The following is a 16,047-nucleotide window of genomic DNA, read 5'->3' on the forward strand; positions in this document are numbered from 1 at the left end:
CTTACTCTCTAACTTGAGCTAGCTGTTAAGGGCTGTAAATGTTCGGACAACTGGGGGTAGCGGTGCAATAAGCGCGTGACAGCGGTCAGACATGCATGACGCTCCATCTTGCCTGCAGAATGGGTAAAGGTGTACAACAAAGGCATAATCAACTTAGCAAAATACTCATCCGCCAATCCCACATCACGGAATGTCTCAATCAATGCCAGTTTTGCTTGGCTGGCAGGTATGGGTTTGGGTGAGAGGATTTCTGCTTGATCTGTCGCTCCCTGTGTTTTGTCAGGGCGCTGCGAATATTTTGAATGACGACCTTGCTCGTTTTTTTGTGAGTTTGATCGTTCATTGTTGTTAGAAGGACTCAATCGTCCTGGTGGCAACTCAAACAGTCCACGTCTTAATAGCATTAGTAATTGATTCAAATCAGCAGGGGGGTTGGTTGACCAATCACTTGGCGCGGTATGCGTAAAGGTTTTTGTGTCAGTTTTTGCATGGGGCTCAGTGTTAGCAGTGCTTGTTTTGCTTGCTAGTGCACTCTCATTTTTATCATGCTGGTTTGCAGGCTGCCAAAGAGGCGAGACATGGCGCGCCTTATACTGCTTCCACAGCATAGTCACTGCGGCATAGCGTATTTCACGATCAGCGCTTTGGCTTAATAAGTAAAGAGACTTCGGATTTTGAAATTGATGATGTCGCTGTAATAATTTCATGCCAAGCTGCCGTGCCAGTCGTTTTTTGCTACCAATGAATGCGTTGAGCATAGCCTCGTTAAACTGCTCTACAGGTACATGGTAAGCGCGATTGCTGACAGAAGGTGCTGCCAATAGCGCTTGTTGCAACAGCTTCGTGACCTCAAGATAAGGCGATTCTGCCATTATCAGCCAAAGCGTCGGCGTTGGCGACCACTTAGCCAGCTCATATTTTGTTAATAAGAGGCCGAAATGACGTAGCGCTTGCTGACTGCTTTGCAATAACGGTATAACGCGCTTGGCGCTAAAAAATGCAGAGGGAATAATCGCATCGGGATCGACAGGCCTATCCGTTAATGCCATACAAATCTGCTCGTGATGATGACTGAGATAACTGATCGCCAGCTCGCTGACGGGTGCCGTAGGATCGTCGATTGCCATTGACCACAGCACTTCTGCACCTGCTACTGTATCGTCTTCGGATGCTGCACGTGATTGTCCTGTCAGCATCTGCAAAAATGCGGTTTCTGATATGATTTTGAGGGGTGCGCCTGCGGTAATTAATGCCTCGGCTTTGAGCTGCTTACTGCCTTTGCGACCAGCGCCGTATAGAGGCGAGCCATCATCACCGATTACCAAATAGTCCAACTTATTATTCACGGCACTACTGATCGCACCATTGGCTGCTTTGACCAGCTTTTCAGCATCGCCTCGGCTCATGCTTTGCATTTTACCTGTAAACAAATAACGCTGATTGTCCAAATCGACAGTAACTTCGTTGGCTCCAGTGGTTTGAGTGGTGTTTGTATTTTTAGCCTGATCTTCTTCTAATGACATCTTCTGAGTGGTCGCAAAATCAGCGGGCAAGAAACCTTTATTAATGCGTTCAATCGCAAATTCACGGTATGCTGAATGCTCACTGCGAGCAAGTGTCATGAGCCACTCAAACCCTAACTCAGTTGGTACAAACCGGCGCACATCAGCTAACCAACCGCGCACGGTATCAGCCAAATATTCATCAAAGGTTAGATCTTTTTGCCACTGTTTGACCGTATTTACATTTGAGGGAGTTTTTCCCTCATCATCATAATGGTTGAGATAGGGAGTGTTTTTGAGCTGTGCAATCTCCTTACTGCTATGCCAATCAGGCTCATAGGCGAGCGCGTGCCAATAGGGCATGGGAATCTTATTTCCTGACAAGATATCTTCATCGATCCAATCAACGATCGTCTGCTGCGCTAGTGGATGCAGCAATAAATACTGCCATACTTTGTTATCTACAGTGCTCAGATCAAGACGCTTGAGTTCTTGTAGCGCAAAGTTCATGCACAGATAGCTGCTGTCACCGCTTTGCGTCATATCCAGATGCATTGCTAAGCGAATAAAATAATCGATCCCAAGCTCTGCTGCGCTATATAGCTCAGGTAGCCTACGTATGGCAAAGCGCATGCTGTAATACTGATTGCTGATCAATCGTTCAAAAAACCATTCAGCCGTCAGATCACGGCGTGTGAAGTGCTTACCGAGTTGCTCGGCGGCAATATTGTGGTGATAAGAGGTATCTAATAACTGTCCCCAACCTGATACCCCAATATCATTGACGGGATGACGACTCAAAATAACACTGATGGCAAAGCTGCGAATAGGCTCATGATCTGACATGGCTAGCATCATTAGCTCTGCCAACGGGAGAGATTGTGCATAACTTTTGGCATAACCGATGGCATACTGATAAGCGGCAGGATAGCTTGAACGTAATAACTTGAGAACCACCTCATGCAATCCAAGCGCTACAAATTTTGACTTCTCAAAATGCGGGGATTGCTCAATCAGCCATACGATCATCTCATCGCGTGCCTGACTGTGTGCATAGCCTGCCGATAGATATTGAATGGTTTGATGGCTCACATCACGTAGCTGGATCTTAAAGTCGTGTTTTAGACTGTCCGTCGCAAATTGCCGTATGGCCTCGTTCTTCGCTGTTGCTAATAGCCTAATCAGCGGTTCAGAATCACGTTGCCATGCGTCTTTAAACGCGCGACCTTTATTATCAAACAATTTACGCGGTGCGTGGCTATGAAATCGACTGACACCATAGTCCGCTGAGTTGTGAAAACAAATGTGATTGAGCACCCAACTGTTGATTTGTGGCAATTGACCGATGGCCATAGTTTCATCATAGCTGGCAAGCACGCAAACTGCGGCCTCAATATAGCCCATTGGCATCTGCTGACCCAATTTACGCAGATAGCGCCATGCTCTGAGGCTCATATAGGTTTTGGTAGCAAGACTGACGGAGTCTCGGGCCTTTTGGTCAAAACGATGCAAATCAATTTTGGCAGTGATAGGCGCAAAAATCTCATAATCTTGCTCATATTCAGCCGCTTTATAAATATATTTTAACCCGCGCCAAACGCCGTAACTCAAAGGCAAATCATTGATAGCTTGCTTTAAGATGGCTCTTGAGTAGGCGCTTTTATCTTCCCAAAGTGCGATTAATATTAAGTGAATTTTGTAGCGATCAGGGAGAGGGTAGGTGCCTTCATCTGATTCTAAGACTGCCATCATCGCTACACGCTCTGCAAACTGTGTTCCAGGATGCTGCTCGCGGAATGAATAACTCAAAATCTTATGTAAAAATCGCTCAAATGTCAGCTCATCCTCTGGTATCGGCGATTCAGGTAACGGATCGGGCTGCTGGGATAATAAACAAAGCTTTTCGACCAAGCTTGGATCTTGTACCTGCCAAGCATGCTGAATTTGTTCGAACGACAGACTCATAGTGGTGTGCCTTAATAATAATGTAGTCAGCGAATGATATTTTGTAAGCATATAAAAGCCTATTTGATAATAAATATCAAGAACTTTTGTTAATTAAAAAATAGAAACACGACATTGTATGACGCGCAAATAGACAAGTAAAACTGTGCGACACTAGATGACGCATCCATATTAAAAGTTGCTACTATTGAACAAAGATTGATTGACAGCTTGATTGAGATTAGGGCAGAATAGGGACGTTGTGAGATTTAGCGTTTCGCCGTTTTCGGTGAAGGACGATGCTGCGTCGTCCACGAGTCAAGCCATTACATTTTACCCAAGGAAGACTGTTTCAGTCCTGCTAATACCTAGATAGTGCCCCTAGTGTCATTAGCTCGCTGGCGCAACCACGCAATCGTGGTTGAGCTAATGCACTAGGGGCACTATCTAGGTGCAGTCCAGTGAGTCTTCCATGTACCAGGTTATGAGGTAGATTACACAACACTGAATGAGACATCGTTATGATGCTATTCAAAACACTAAACCCAAGTCAGTCATTATGTACTGGCTTGGGTTTTTTGTTGTCCTAATTATCATCGATGTACTTAAAAGTTAGATAGCTTAAGATATCGTTATTTTTATTAGATTATAGTGTGATATCACGCGACGAGAGCTTTTTATGAATGATGATGCGGTAAGAGTAGAGATATATGAAAGTGCAGATGGACAGACTCAGATTGAGATTCGCTTAGAGCATGATACTTTATGGCTCTCACAAGCACAATTGGCCACACTATTTGAAAAAGACTCTGACACGATTGGTTTGCACCTAAAAAACATCTATAAAGAAGGTGAGTTAGACCCAGAAGCAACTACCGAGCAATCCTCGGTAGTTCGTCAGGAGGGTAAGCGACAAGTCCGTCGTAATATTCGATTTTATAATCTGGATGCCATTATCTCTGTGGGCTACCGTGTGAACTCCAAAAAAGGCACTCAGTTCCGCATTTGGGCCACCCAGCGCTTACGTGAGTATTTGGTACAAGGATATACGCTTAACCAACAGCGTCTTGATAAAAACTCTAATGAGTTGCAGCAAGCGTTAAACCTTATCAGAAAAACAGCACAAAGCCCTGAGCTGAATACCGATGAAGGACGCGGCCTAGTTGAAATAATCAGTCGCTATACACAGACGTTTTTATGGTTACAGCGCTATGACGAGGGTCTATTAGATGATCCAGCAGGGCAAGAAGGCGGCATCTTACCCAGTCCAACTGACGCAATGGACGCGCTCAACAACTTAAAATCACAGCTAATCGATAGAGGCGAGGCGACTGAGCTATTTGCCAAGCCTCGTGGTGACGGCTTGAGTAGTGTGCTTGGCAATTTAGAGCAAACGGTGTTTGGGGAGCCTGCTTATCCGACTATCGAGAGTAAGGCGGCGCATTTATTGTATTTCATGGTGAAAAACCATCCCTTTACTGATGGCAATAAACGTAGCGGAGCCTTCTTATTTGTAGATTTTTTACATCGTAACGGACGCTTACTTAATGATAAAGGTGAGATGGTGATCAATAACACAGGTCTTGCTGCTTTAACCTTGTTGGTCGCTGAGTCTGACCCGAATCAAAAGGAAACCTTGATTAAATTGATTATGAACATGTTGTCGCTGGAAGTTTGATTTAAAAAATGCGTTGTTTCTTTTTCTTGTAAACCACATTTAATTGAGTTATTTTTTAGTGTCGATTACATTTCTTTAACCAAGGAGAAACAGTTTGCATAATAGATTATCACCGCTCACGATTTCAGTGGTCGCTGCACTGACACTACTTACAGGCTCACAAACATTTGCAGAAGCCCAATACGGTGATTATGGTAAAGAAACGGCGTTAACGCTCGCGCGCGACTATGCTGGTCGCTATACCGGATCTGACAAGGAAACCCAAGCTGCTAACTATATGCAGCAACGTATGACCATTGATGGCAGTAACAATCAAGTTGATCGTCAGACTTTTGATTTCGTTGCACCTCGCGGTTTATTTAGAGGTCAAACACTAACGAGTAATAACATTATTGTGACCCAAAAAGGTATTGCTGATACCAATAAAACACTATTTGTCGGCGCACATTATGATTCTGCCGTCGCCTATCCAAACTATGAAAATCTAGAGGCATTGGACGATAATGCTTCTGGCTCTGGCGTTTTGACTGAGTTGACAAGAAATCTGAGTGGCATTGACACAGAACATGACATTCAGTTTGTGGCGTTTGGCGCAGAGGAGGGCGGTCTCAATGGTTCAAAGGCGTTTGTTGATCAGCTCACTGACGCAGAAAAGTCTACAGCACTGGGTATGATCAACTTAGATAGCTTGATTACAGGCGATAAGATGTATGCCAATGCAGGACGAAATGCTTATGACGATGACGGCAATGAAGTGGCTGCCAATGTAGAATTACGTGAAAACGCGCTGCGTATTGCAAAAGAGCTAGGTATCACACTCGAAGTCAATCCAGCCATCATTGCACCTGGCGCGACAGAACCCTACGAGCCTTATGGCGTTGGCTGCTGTAGCGATCAGGAGTCTTTTGACAACGTGATGCCCGTCGTAGGATTTGAGGCGACCAATTGGGCCCTTGGCCCTGATTATGATGGTTACACGCAAACGGAAAACCCAAATATCCCAGGTGGCTACACGTGGCACAATCCCGAATTAGACAATGAGGACGTGCTGACAGCTGCCTTTGGGGAAGAACGTATCGCACAAAGAATGCGTGACTATTCGCGTATCATTAGCAGATTGATCGTTGAGCAAACCAATGCTGATATCATTGCCGCAAATAAAAGCGCGCTTAATCTTCAAAATAGAATGGGGGCTGCGTTAAAGAGCAGTGCTACTGATTCGCACTCAGCTATTCTTGAGCGTGCCAATGCTTTGGCTTTACCTGCTATTGATAACAATGGCACCCTTGATGCTTCGCGTACTCATGTTTGGGTAGACGGCTCTCAAAGCTATGTTGATTCTGATAACGTACAAGAAGGTACTCGCGCCAATATTGGTATCTATGGTGAATACATTGTGCAACCTAGCTGGCGTGTTGGTGCAGGTCTACAAGCGGCCAATCAAAACAATAAAACTGTAGAGAACGGTATCAAAAAAGACACCAGCTATGGCATTCAAGCTTACTCGCTATTGGGCGGTAAAGACACGGCTTGGTGGAATACGACTTCTGTAAGCTTATCTAAACATGACTTAGATGTTAATAGCACCGTTAGACTAGATGGTAATAATGGTATCAACATTATTAACAATAGCGAACGCGGTAATACTGATGCCGATGTTTTTAGCGCTTACAATGAGCTTGGCTACAACTTTCTTATTAAGAAAAACATCGCGCACGGTGCTTTTTTAGGTTTGAACTACAGTGATACCGACATAGACGGCTACACGAGCGGCAATGCCAACTCTCGCACAGCCCTAAAAATTGACCGCACATCTAGTGAGGCATGGGACTCAGAGCTTGGTTACCAGCTACAGTATGGTTTTGATTTGATGGGTACACCCGCCAAGCTTCAAAGCAAACTCGCTTACGTACATGTCATCGAAGATGGTTTAATGGATCGTTTATCGACGACCTCTCTTGCTGATGGGCAAGACAGAAATATTAGCATCAGCCAAGCAGATAGAGATGATGATTATGGACGCTTTGAGCTGAGTGTTAGCAACAAGGTGCATAACAATGTCTATGCTTATCTGAATGGCGATACCACCTTTGCACGTGATGATAAAGACAGCTCAGTACAGCTAGGTTTACAATATCAATTTTAAAACATAATGTATGGATGACAGTCTGCGCCGCTCAGTAATTTATTTATGAGCGGCGTTTTTTATATTTTAATGTATCTATAAAATTCGCGGTGGTTCAAACCTAGCCTACTATCATCGTTAAGGATTTAACTATGAATAAACAAGAAACAGTTTATAAAACCTCTCTAGTTTTAGTTGAACATTTTCTTAACTGTATTGAACGAAAAAAATTAGGCATTAATTTAGGAGTGCATTCTAGGATTTTCTCCTATATTCTACACCCAGAAGTAGAGTTTGTTACCGTTGGAAAATCACAAGAAGTCGCTGATGGAGCTCCTCCTCATCCAGAGCATGTCGTTCCATGTTCTATTATAATATGGGAGTCTATTCGTTTACTTGAAGAAGGAAAACCAAAAGAAGAGGTAGCTAAACTGATAGCTAAGCACTGGAAAATAGTTTTCATATCTAAAGATGAATCAAGTTTTATTGATACCAAAAAGGGACTAAATCTCAAAAGTAGTATGCCTGATAATTGGGACTTTGAAACAGGTGATAGTTTTGAGCGACTAAACTTAGCTGGAATACAGGTTTTACCTCTTAATTAGGTTTTTAATGATAAAAAGGATAACTTGAATGTTTGACATCATCAAAGACTGGCGTGAGCAGCGCATATTGGACAACAGCGAATTCACACATGACGACTGGACACGGGCAGCTGAGCGTATCGTTGTCCTTGATAGATTAAGCGAGGAGGAGAGAGATCGTTTATTTGACTTAGCGACTTTGTTTTTGGATGATAAGTCTTTTACAGGCGCACAAGGGTTTGAAATTACTGATGCGGTCAAACAATCAATCGCGCTACAAGCATGTTTGCCTATCTTAAACCTAGGTCTTGAATGGTACGCTGGCTGGTCGTCTATTATTATTTATCAAGGTTCGTACAAAAGCGAGAGTACAACGGTAGATGAGTTTGGCATCGTCCACGAAGGCAGTCAGCACCGTAGTGGAGAAGCATGGCAGCGAGGCCCTGTTATTCTTTCTTGGAAGGATGCTAAACATTCAGGTGAGCGTGATGGTCATAATGTGGTGATTCATGAATTTGTGCATAAGCTCGATATGATGAATGGCCGCGCTAATGGCTTTCCACCGATGCAGCCTGACATGGACCCTACGCGTTGGACACAAATTATGTCGCGAGATTTTGAAGATTTTCAAACGCACCGAAAGTCAGGTTTAGATCGTTATGGTGCGACCAATCCAGCCGAGTTTTTTGCCGTGCTCAGCGAAGTATTTTTTGAGACGCCGCAAAAGTTGGTTGACGCGTATCCTGATATTTATGAGATTATGGTGAAGTTTTTTAAGCAAAGTCCGCTTCAGCCAAAACTATAACTTTATATATTGAAAAATGAATATAATGCAATATGAAAAAGAGACAAAAAGGGCAGTGCTTCATATATGACGCATTACCCTTTTTTAATAGACTATATCTGGCCATTCAAATGCTTACGCTTTTATTTAAACAGTCCATTGGTCGCTAATGATAGCCACCAAATATCGTCTTCCTTGATATTCATCAAATACCAATCGCAGTACACGCCAGTCCATACCAGCGTATTCATCGCTGCCTTTGTGATAAAATTCAACCACCTCTGAATTTTGATATACGTCTTTTAAGTTGTTGATAGAATTACCATTATTGTTTAACTCATTGAGGCTAATACTGGCATCATTAAACGTTGCACCTTTTACCCAAGTGTCCAAATACGTCGGCAGTGGCGTGATTAATAGGTCGCCAGTACCGTCTTTTTCACCCCATGTGAAGCGAATATTTGACTGTTGTAAGTATTGTGCATATTGCGCGCGGCTAAACACTTTATCAGACTCAGGGCGGACATAAGCATACATCGAAAAGCGCACACCACGTGTCGGATGAATGTCATTGGTGATTCTAGCAAAGTCTTTATTAGCAAGGGCACGCTGTATACGTAACGCTTGTTGTCTAAGAGTCTGCTGGCTCATATCTGAGGTAACCGATGTTGATGAATAGGCGTTTGATTGATTAGATACCGTCACATCAGATTCGACAGAATGGCAACCAGTTGCCAATAATAAGAACGCTAAAAGGCCACCAATCGCTAATTTGAAAGAATGGGTTTTAGAAGCACATGGCTTAGTCATAAAATATCCTCACTGTGGTTGTTAGCGAAACAAGTATTATTAATATAAATAAGCAGTTCTCAAAAAGGTTGATAAACAAGATTTTTAGTATATGAACCTGAATAATACGATAATACAGCACAGTCACAATATGAGTATGATGTAATAAGTGTGACACATCTTAGATGAGCAAATCTTATAGAGAACGCCATGCAAACATACCATTCATTGCCGATATTATTGACCGTAGGGTTGTTTGCAATCAATCCTGTGGCTGCGACTGCAACGGAGTCATCTCAAGCGCTCGATGTCATAAAGATTGCTACTGTCACCAAGATGTATCAGCAAGATATCGATCATGAAGGCATGGATAATCCAGTTGTGTTGGAACAATACGCCAATGCTGACTTGCAAGCAGCCATGCAGCTTGAGCAGGATTATTTTGATAAAACTCAAATGTCCTGCAATGTTGATTATGATGTGTTGTGGAATTCTCAAGATCCTGATTACACGCAAGACAAAAAGTTTTCGATGGCTGATAAAGGATTGGTTCAAGTCAGCTTGGCGCAAGGTAGCAATATCTATTATGATTTGACGTGCAATGATAAAGAGTGCCAAATCGCAGATGTTAGCTTAAATGAAGACGGTGAAACTTTGAGTAAGCATTTGCTTGAAGCGTGTCGTTAGTAGAAAACTGAATTGATATTAAAGATGTCAGCGCTTCTACTGAAACCGTTGGTATGTTTTCGCATAATGTAACAGACGTTATGACAAATCAGCCCCATGCGACAATCTATGACGCATGGGGCTGATTTGCCCTCGAGGGCGCAGTCATAATGTCCATTATGCGAAATCTAACGCGCCCCGCAACTTTGGTACGCCCGCCCAATGGACGGACGGAAGCAAAGTTGCGGGGCGTAAAAGAGTCCACGTATTCTAATGGTGGACTCTAGTCCGAGATTTCGGAATTATTTAATCTTACCATCCATTCTCAGGTTCAAATATTTCTCTATATCTTCGTTTTTTATTACCTCCAATCCCTTTAGTATTAGAGCGTTTATCACTTCTGCTTCGTCTACAACTTCCTTTCTGTCTATTACATATTTCATTTGTTTCTCTTTTGCCTTCTTCACCAAATCCGCTTTTACTCTGTATGTTTTGCTCTCGTTCATTTCGTCCCCCTTTGTTAAAGATTTACAGATATATATTGTCACATTGTTGCATTGTTGCGTGTGTCAGTGTTATGATTTGCTAAATTGTTGCGTGCAACCATGTTACGAGGGTATTTATGCTAGACCATCTCCGAATATCCATACCGTTTCGTGAATCGTGTCTGACGCGAGTCAGCGATGGTACTGCATTTTTGAACGGTAATATAAGTGATTATGGTTTCGAAATGGCGTCTCGCCATGTAGAGGTGCTGGAGAATGGCGAATTTAAGCCGCAAGACTTATATTCACCTTACGACACTTTACCAAGCTCGTTCACAGGCTTAGCCGTTAAGCTCTTTCATCAGTCCAATTATTCTGACCCCTACGTTGAGATAAAAGCGTCCCCAGCCAAGTTGTTGCAAGGTCACAACGTGTATGGCGGGGAGAGCATTGGAAATGCGGCTTGTGAGATGCTGGGTATACTGTTTCAGTCTATCCCGCAGGTAGCGCCGTTTTTAAATGTAGATCTCGCAACGGTTCGCCATCTTGATGTGACATACAGTAGTCAAGTGCAAAATGAGAAAGTGATACCCGCTGTTATCGACTACTTGAGTCGTATAAAAAGCGGGCAAACAAAGCCTACGAAGAATAAGAAGTATTCGACTACAGCATACTGGGGCGGTGAAACGTCTAGGCTTGTGCAACTGAAATGCTATGCCAAACACCCTGAAATGCTCGTACAGTTGGAGAAATTTAAGAAGAAAGCAGAGGCTGGAGACGAACAAGCGCGATTGATAGTAGATACGGTTTACACGGATGAGTTACTTGATTTCGCTCGTAAGTTGATGCGCTGGGAAGCACGCATCAAGGCTAGGAAGCTCGAAAGAATGGGGCTACCTGTCGGCTTGTTAGACCTGATTAAGTATCAGGAAGCAAACCCTAATTTCTTGCGTGATTTATGGTTCCAGTCATTTAATCCGATATTTGAGACGTTTAAGGGGCAAGCCATGCCGTATGCAACCGACAATGATTTACATGAGCTGCTAAAGCGCAAGCTCGGGACAATCACTAAAGCGGGCCGTCCATCTTATACACGTGCTAATAATGCAATGAATTTTTTCCATCTTGTTCGTGATGTGGGTTTGGACGTTGTGAAAGACCGTTATTCGTCTAGCACCTATTACGATAATTTGAAGCATCTAACTGATGCTGGTCTGTCAAAAGCATGGCTTGAGAACTTACATGCCAAGCGCAAAGGCGACATTGTTCCCCTTGTTAATTTTACCCATGTTGATTTCGCTCATCAGTTCCCAGTGGGCTATGAGCCGCCAATATCGCAATTTAATCTAGCTAATGTATTAGCCGCCTAAGGAGATAGTAATGAAATATATCGTGTCACGAATTGAAAGAGTTAAGAAAGAAGGTAAGGCAAAAGAGACGGGTAATCCTTACTCACTTGATTTTACCAATATTACGGTTTTAGTCCCAGTTAGCGATACCGATCAGTATGGGTCGAAGGAAACAACTTATCAGTATGGTAGTGCTGATAATTTTGCCAAGCTTGACGCCCTGCGCGGCAAATTGCCTTGTGAGGTTGAAATGGATTTGGGCATCGAGATGGACAAATACGGAAACCCAAAGACAGTTTTTACAGACGTGAAGCTGCCGCAGGCTATCAAAGCTTAATTAGTCATAGGCGTTTGTATCAACACAAGCGCTGTTTCAATTAGAGGATTTATCGTTATGTCTTATGCTTGCGCCCAATTGGATACACAGCAACACACACAGTGTTTAATGTGGGTAGAGCAAACTAGCATTGTCGATGAGTTATCTATAACTAGAGCACAAGCTAGTGATTTATCTGTTGCCATTTGTGCGTCACTGATACTCGGTTGGATAATTGGTGAAATTGGTAGCCTAATGAAAACGATGCTCAGGAGATAGTGTTTATGAAATTGTATCGATGGTTTGTGGGTCTTGCTGTCGCGCTCTACGCGATGCTAGCACCTGTGCTTGCCCAAGCCGAAGCAATAGATGTTACCAACATCATTGGTGAGATTGACGGCAACAAAGCGCCGATGATGTCGACGGGTACGGCCATGCTTGGACTTACCGTACTTGTTGTCTTGATTGGAATGGTTCGTAGAGTTCTGAAGTAGTCATGCTGTTGTTTTTTCTTTTGGGGGTTAGTTAGCGCAAGTTAGCTAACCCTTTATTTTTTCAAGTTGTTTAATTAATGGAAATAGGCTTTTTTATTTTCATTAATTAAATAACTACGGGGTTTGGGGTGTAGCCCCAATGGATGGTGATTTTATGGAATATGTTACTCATGATGAAATGATTAATTTGATTAATTTTTTCATGCCTTTTTTTGCTCTTTTCTTTGCCGCTTCTTTGGTTGTTTGTTTTCACATTATTAAAGTCCTTATAGATAATTTATCTTTTTTTTATGATGTTTTAAAGAATAGGTCTAAGTAGTGGATATTTTTTGCAATGTCTTTTTTATGTTTTTAATCGTTGGTTTCGCTACCCTTATTTTTAGGAATTAGTTATGGATGCTCCTAGTATTTTTAATTGGTTAATCGTCTTTACTGCTGTGGCGACGGTTCGCATTATGATTTCTAAGATATGAGATATTTTTTCTCGTTCGTCTTGCTCTTTACCTGTGCTTTTTCCCTAAGCTCTTTGGCTTCTGTTGCCTATGCAATGGGTGGTGCTGGTGGCAGTTGGGGTGGTGATTACACTGGTGACGGTGGTTCTACTGGTGGTAGTGGTGGTGGTGGCAGTTGGGATAGTGGTTTTACTGGTAACGGTGGTTCTTCAGCTACAGCTCAATGTCCGTCTGAGTATTTGTATTATCGTAACAGTGCTCCTACCGTTTTCTTTCCCTCTGGCGAAGCTGCTTGTCAGTCTCGTGGTGATGCTCCCAATTTCAATGGTTCTGCTTGTATTCGTGACAATGGTACTACTCTTGTCTTCGTCGGTAAGAAATCAAACCCTGATTATGATCCTAATTGCGCTTGCCCTGGCGATTCTGTCCGAAATTCATCTGGTCAGTGTGTTGCCCCTTTAAAATGTCCTGCTGGTTACGTCAAAGACGGTAACAAGTGCATTTGGCAGTGTCCTGCGGGTATGAAGATGCTCGGTGGAAACTGTGTGAAAGATGACATGCCAGAAGACTGCGACCCAGTCATTCAGACGTGCGATGAGGATGGAAAGCCTGTTTGTGATTGCTGCGCAACTCTCAAGCAGCTTGTTAGCCAAAATCAGACCATTATAAACAATGACAATCGCATCATATCTCTCACAGAGAATATGACATCAAATCAGAATACAATCATAAACAATACTGAAAATATCAATACTAATATTACGACGACAAATAATAAATTGGATGAGCTGATTAATGTAATTAAGCAGAATAATCCTGATTTTGATACCACTGGTATTGAAAATAAACTTGATGATTTAAAACAGGTTTTAAACGACAAGGAATTTACTATTGACGGTGATATTAATCTTGATATGTCAGAAACAAATGCAAAGTTAAATGATTTAATCCAAGCGGTAAAAGACAATAAATATGACGATACATCATTGAAATTAAAACTAGACGAAGTGATTGATGCAATAAGGGCGCTTGACTTAAGTCAAGTTACAGATAGACAAGACGAGCAAACAGGCTTGTTAGAACAGATAAGAGACTTGTTAAGACCTACGCAACAAGCCGATTTAGCTCCCCAATTAGAAGATATGGAGTTAGATGCTCATCTAGACCCATGGTCTGCAATTAGGGGTTTCAATGTTAATCAGAACATGATTAATGCAAAGGCGCAGTGCCCATCAGGTGAAGCTTATAGTTTTGATGTGTTTGGTGAGCACTTTGCGTTGCCTATGCCTATCTTGTGTGGCTATCTCGGTCAACTTGGGGTAGGGATCATGTTTCTTGCCTATGTCAGTGGCGCTTTTATTATCATAAAAGGAGAGTAATAAGATGCCAGCGGTTTTAATAGCTATTCTTCGGTGGTTTATCGGTTTCTCTATTGCCAAAGTTGTCATGAGCCTTGCGGTTGGTATTGTGAGCTACACCATTATTCAGTATTTCTTTGATAAGTACATAAACCTTGCTTTAGGGCAAATTAGCTTAATGGGTGATGTGGCAGCACTCATGGCGATAGCGCAGCTTGACCATGCCATTAGTGTTGTGTTTGGTGCGTTATCTATCAAAGGGTTTATGATTGCGACTAAGATTGCAGTAGGGGCTAGGGGTTAGCTATGGCAATCGAGTTAATCACAGGACAGCCGCGTAACGGTAAGTCGCAGCGTTTGATGCCAATCCTACATGCCCTTGAAAAGGACAATGATAAGCGTGAGAAGAAAGGGCAGCCGCGTGTTCCTGTCTATATCGATATAGCAGGGATCAACGGAGACGACACACCAATCCATTTTGTAGACTGCATAACGACACTGACGAAAGAAGAGAAAGAAACGATTTGGTTTGGTCTTCATGAAGACCCAGCCAAACCTGAGAATTGCTGGTGTCCGCCTTATGGCTCGTATTTCGTCTTTGATGAGTGTCACAAACTAGAGTGGGTGAAAGATACACATGGTTCTGTCTCGAAGAACCCTGTTACTGTGTCACTCAACGAACACGGTCATGCTGGTCACACAATCTATCTACTTACACAGTTTCCCCAGTATATACACACCCATGTTAGGGGTTTGATTGCTAATCATTGGCACGTCAAACGCAAGATGAACTTAAGATGGGCGAAGGTCTATAAGTTTGATGATTTCAAATTAAGCCCACGTAGTGAATCGACATTAAAAGACGCGCAATCCGTTGAAAATTTTTTCTTCAGAAAGAAATGGGAGAACTCTTATAAGTCAGCATCCGCGCATGAGGCGCAGCCGTTTAAGTTTCCAATGATTCTAGCGTTACCGATTTTTGCTCTTTTTGTGATAGGCGTGATTGTGTATCAGACTGGTAAAGACAGCGAAATATTGAACCCCAGTGCAAGAGAAGATGTGCCAACCGATCAAACCCAAATCACTGATTTACAGTCACAAAATCAGCAACAGTTAGAACGTATTAATGAAATTACCTTTGAGTTGGCAGAACTCAAAGCTAAGTACTTACCAAAACACATAGCGATACTTGCAGAGCATGAGGACGTAAGACCAGCTATGATAATCGCGAGTGACAGCAGTTGTGTCGCATACAATAGGTATGGTGAGCCGTTGCTTGTGTCTGATAGCTTGTGCTATCAGATGAATGAATCCCCAGCGCTTATTCCGCGTTCCCGTCAAGTTACCCAAGTCAGTGCTAATTCTTCGACCGATGACACCAGTGGCAGCGGTGACCTTAATCCTTTATCAGTTTCTAGTAGTTCTGCGCCAGTTGATATCCCAACTTTTGAGTCCCCAAGGCCTTATAGTTAGTTTTCGCATAATGTAACAGACGTTATGACAAATCAGCCCCATGCGACA

14 protein-coding genes are annotated in these 16,047 nt (G+C 42.7%); 11 read left to right on the top strand and 3 right to left on the bottom strand.

The genetic code is table 11. The features are described from left to right. Positions 1-8: 8 nt before the first annotated feature. On the bottom strand, positions 9-3,467 hold the full coding sequence (locus tag CZ794_RS05515; RefSeq protein ID WP_087040659.1) for a BRCT domain-containing protein: 3,459 nt from the start codon (positions 3,465-3,467) through the stop codon (positions 9-11). A gap of 658 nt (positions 3,468-4,125) precedes the next feature. On the opposite strand from CZ794_RS05515, the gene rhuM reads away from it, so the two are divergent. The 4 genes from rhuM to CZ794_RS05535 all read left to right on the top strand — a co-directional run bounded on the left by rhuM (position 4,126) and on the right by CZ794_RS05535 (position 8,638). Further along, positions 4,126-5,124, top strand: coding sequence for a RhuM family protein (gene rhuM / locus CZ794_RS05520; protein ID WP_087040660.1), 999 nt, complete (start codon positions 4,126-4,128; stop codon positions 5,122-5,124). A gap of 94 nt (positions 5,125-5,218) precedes the next feature. Then, positions 5,219-7,270, top strand: a complete 2,052-nt coding sequence (locus CZ794_RS05525) for an autotransporter domain-containing protein (RefSeq protein WP_087040661.1) — start codon at positions 5,219-5,221, stop codon at positions 7,268-7,270. A 131-nt stretch (positions 7,271-7,401) separates the two neighbouring features. Continuing rightward, positions 7,402-7,854: a hypothetical protein gene (locus tag CZ794_RS05530; RefSeq protein WP_087040662.1), complete on the top strand. Its 453-nt coding sequence runs from the start codon at positions 7,402-7,404 to the stop codon at positions 7,852-7,854. A 28-nt stretch (positions 7,855-7,882) separates the two neighbouring features. Next, positions 7,883-8,638, top strand: coding sequence for a zinc-dependent peptidase (locus CZ794_RS05535; protein WP_087040663.1), 756 nt, complete (start codon positions 7,883-7,885; stop codon positions 8,636-8,638). A gap of 126 nt (positions 8,639-8,764) precedes the next feature. Here the strand turns inward: CZ794_RS05535 and CZ794_RS05540 are convergent, their stop codons facing one another. Next, positions 8,765-9,427 (bottom strand): hypothetical protein, encoded by a 663-nt coding sequence (locus tag CZ794_RS05540; protein WP_087040664.1) that lies wholly within the window; start codon positions 9,425-9,427, stop codon positions 8,765-8,767. Positions 9,428-9,616: 189 nt separating this feature from the next. Here CZ794_RS05540 and CZ794_RS05545 point away from each other — a divergent pair, with 189 nt between their 5' ends. Continuing rightward, the gene (locus CZ794_RS05545; protein ID WP_179207250.1) at positions 9,617-10,093 is read left to right on the top strand and encodes a hypothetical protein; all 477 of its coding nucleotides are present in this window, start codon (positions 9,617-9,619) and stop codon (positions 10,091-10,093) included. A gap of 281 nt (positions 10,094-10,374) precedes the next feature. On the opposite strand, the gene CZ794_RS05550 is transcribed toward CZ794_RS05545, so the two are convergent. Continuing rightward, positions 10,375-10,578 carry a hypothetical protein gene (locus CZ794_RS05550; protein ID WP_087040665.1) on the bottom strand — a complete coding sequence of 68 codons (204 nt, stop codon included), beginning with the start codon at positions 10,576-10,578 and terminating at the stop codon, positions 10,375-10,377. A 116-nt stretch (positions 10,579-10,694) separates the two neighbouring features. On the opposite strand from CZ794_RS05550, the gene CZ794_RS05555 reads away from it, so the two are divergent. The 6 genes from CZ794_RS05555 to CZ794_RS05585 all read left to right on the top strand — a co-directional run bounded on the left by CZ794_RS05555 (position 10,695) and on the right by CZ794_RS05585 (position 15,999). Beyond that, positions 10,695-11,927: a phage/plasmid replication protein, II/X family gene (locus CZ794_RS05555; RefSeq protein ID WP_087040666.1), complete on the top strand. Its 1,233-nt coding sequence runs from the start codon at positions 10,695-10,697 to the stop codon at positions 11,925-11,927. Positions 11,928-11,937: 10 nt separating this feature from the next. After that, complete coding sequence (locus CZ794_RS05560; RefSeq protein ID WP_087040667.1) at positions 11,938-12,243, top strand: hypothetical protein; 306 nt, start codon at positions 11,938-11,940, stop codon at positions 12,241-12,243. Between the two features lie 263 nt (positions 12,244-12,506). Further along, positions 12,507-12,716 (top strand): major capsid protein, encoded by a 210-nt coding sequence (locus CZ794_RS05570; protein WP_087040669.1) that lies wholly within the window; start codon positions 12,507-12,509, stop codon positions 12,714-12,716. 469 nt (positions 12,717-13,185) lie between these two features. Then, positions 13,186-14,547 (top strand): hypothetical protein, encoded by a 1,362-nt coding sequence (locus CZ794_RS05575; RefSeq protein ID WP_087040670.1) that lies wholly within the window; start codon positions 13,186-13,188, stop codon positions 14,545-14,547. Between the two features lie 4 nt (positions 14,548-14,551). Then, a complete protein-coding gene (locus tag CZ794_RS05580) occupies positions 14,552-14,830 on the top strand; it encodes a DUF2523 family protein (RefSeq protein ID WP_087040671.1) in 279 nt (92 codons plus the stop codon). 2 nt (positions 14,831-14,832) lie between these two features. Next, positions 14,833-15,999, top strand: a complete 1,167-nt coding sequence (locus CZ794_RS05585) for a zonular occludens toxin domain-containing protein (RefSeq protein WP_087040672.1) — start codon at positions 14,833-14,835, stop codon at positions 15,997-15,999. Positions 16,000-16,047 lie beyond the last annotated feature (48 nt).

Source organism: Psychrobacter sp. JB385 (assembly GCF_900163785.1).
Classification (GTDB): Bacteria; Pseudomonadota; Gammaproteobacteria; order Pseudomonadales; family Moraxellaceae; genus Psychrobacter.

Bases quoted from the DNA above. Each gene is read 5' to 3' on its own strand.
- CZ794_RS05560 (WP_087040667.1), top strand. From the start codon at position 11,938: ATGAAATATATCGTGTCACGAATTGAAAGAGTTAAGAAAGAAGGTAAG.
- CZ794_RS05545 (WP_179207250.1), top strand. From the start codon at position 9,617: ATGCAAACATACCATTCATTGCCGATATTATTGACCGTAGGGTTGTTT.
- CZ794_RS05585 (WP_087040672.1), top strand. From the start codon at position 14,833: ATGGCAATCGAGTTAATCACAGGACAGCCGCGTAACGGTAAGTCGCAG.
- CZ794_RS05580 (WP_087040671.1), top strand. From the start codon at position 14,552: ATGCCAGCGGTTTTAATAGCTATTCTTCGGTGGTTTATCGGTTTCTCT.
- CZ794_RS05550 (WP_087040665.1), bottom strand. From the start codon at position 10,578: ATGAACGAGAGCAAAACATACAGAGTAAAAGCGGATTTGGTGAAGAAG.
- CZ794_RS05575 (WP_087040670.1), top strand. From the start codon at position 13,186: ATGAGATATTTTTTCTCGTTCGTCTTGCTCTTTACCTGTGCTTTTTCC.
- CZ794_RS05540 (WP_087040664.1), bottom strand. From the start codon at position 9,427: ATGACTAAGCCATGTGCTTCTAAAACCCATTCTTTCAAATTAGCGATT.
- rhuM (WP_087040660.1), top strand. From the start codon at position 4,126: ATGAATGATGATGCGGTAAGAGTAGAGATATATGAAAGTGCAGATGGA.
- CZ794_RS05515 (WP_087040659.1), bottom strand. From the start codon at position 3,467: ATGAGTCTGTCGTTCGAACAAATTCAGCATGCTTGGCAGGTACAAGAT.
- CZ794_RS05535 (WP_087040663.1), top strand. From the start codon at position 7,883: ATGTTTGACATCATCAAAGACTGGCGTGAGCAGCGCATATTGGACAAC.
- CZ794_RS05530 (WP_087040662.1), top strand. From the start codon at position 7,402: ATGAATAAACAAGAAACAGTTTATAAAACCTCTCTAGTTTTAGTTGAA.
- CZ794_RS05555 (WP_087040666.1), top strand. From the start codon at position 10,695: ATGCTAGACCATCTCCGAATATCCATACCGTTTCGTGAATCGTGTCTG.
- CZ794_RS05570 (WP_087040669.1), top strand. From the start codon at position 12,507: ATGAAATTGTATCGATGGTTTGTGGGTCTTGCTGTCGCGCTCTACGCG.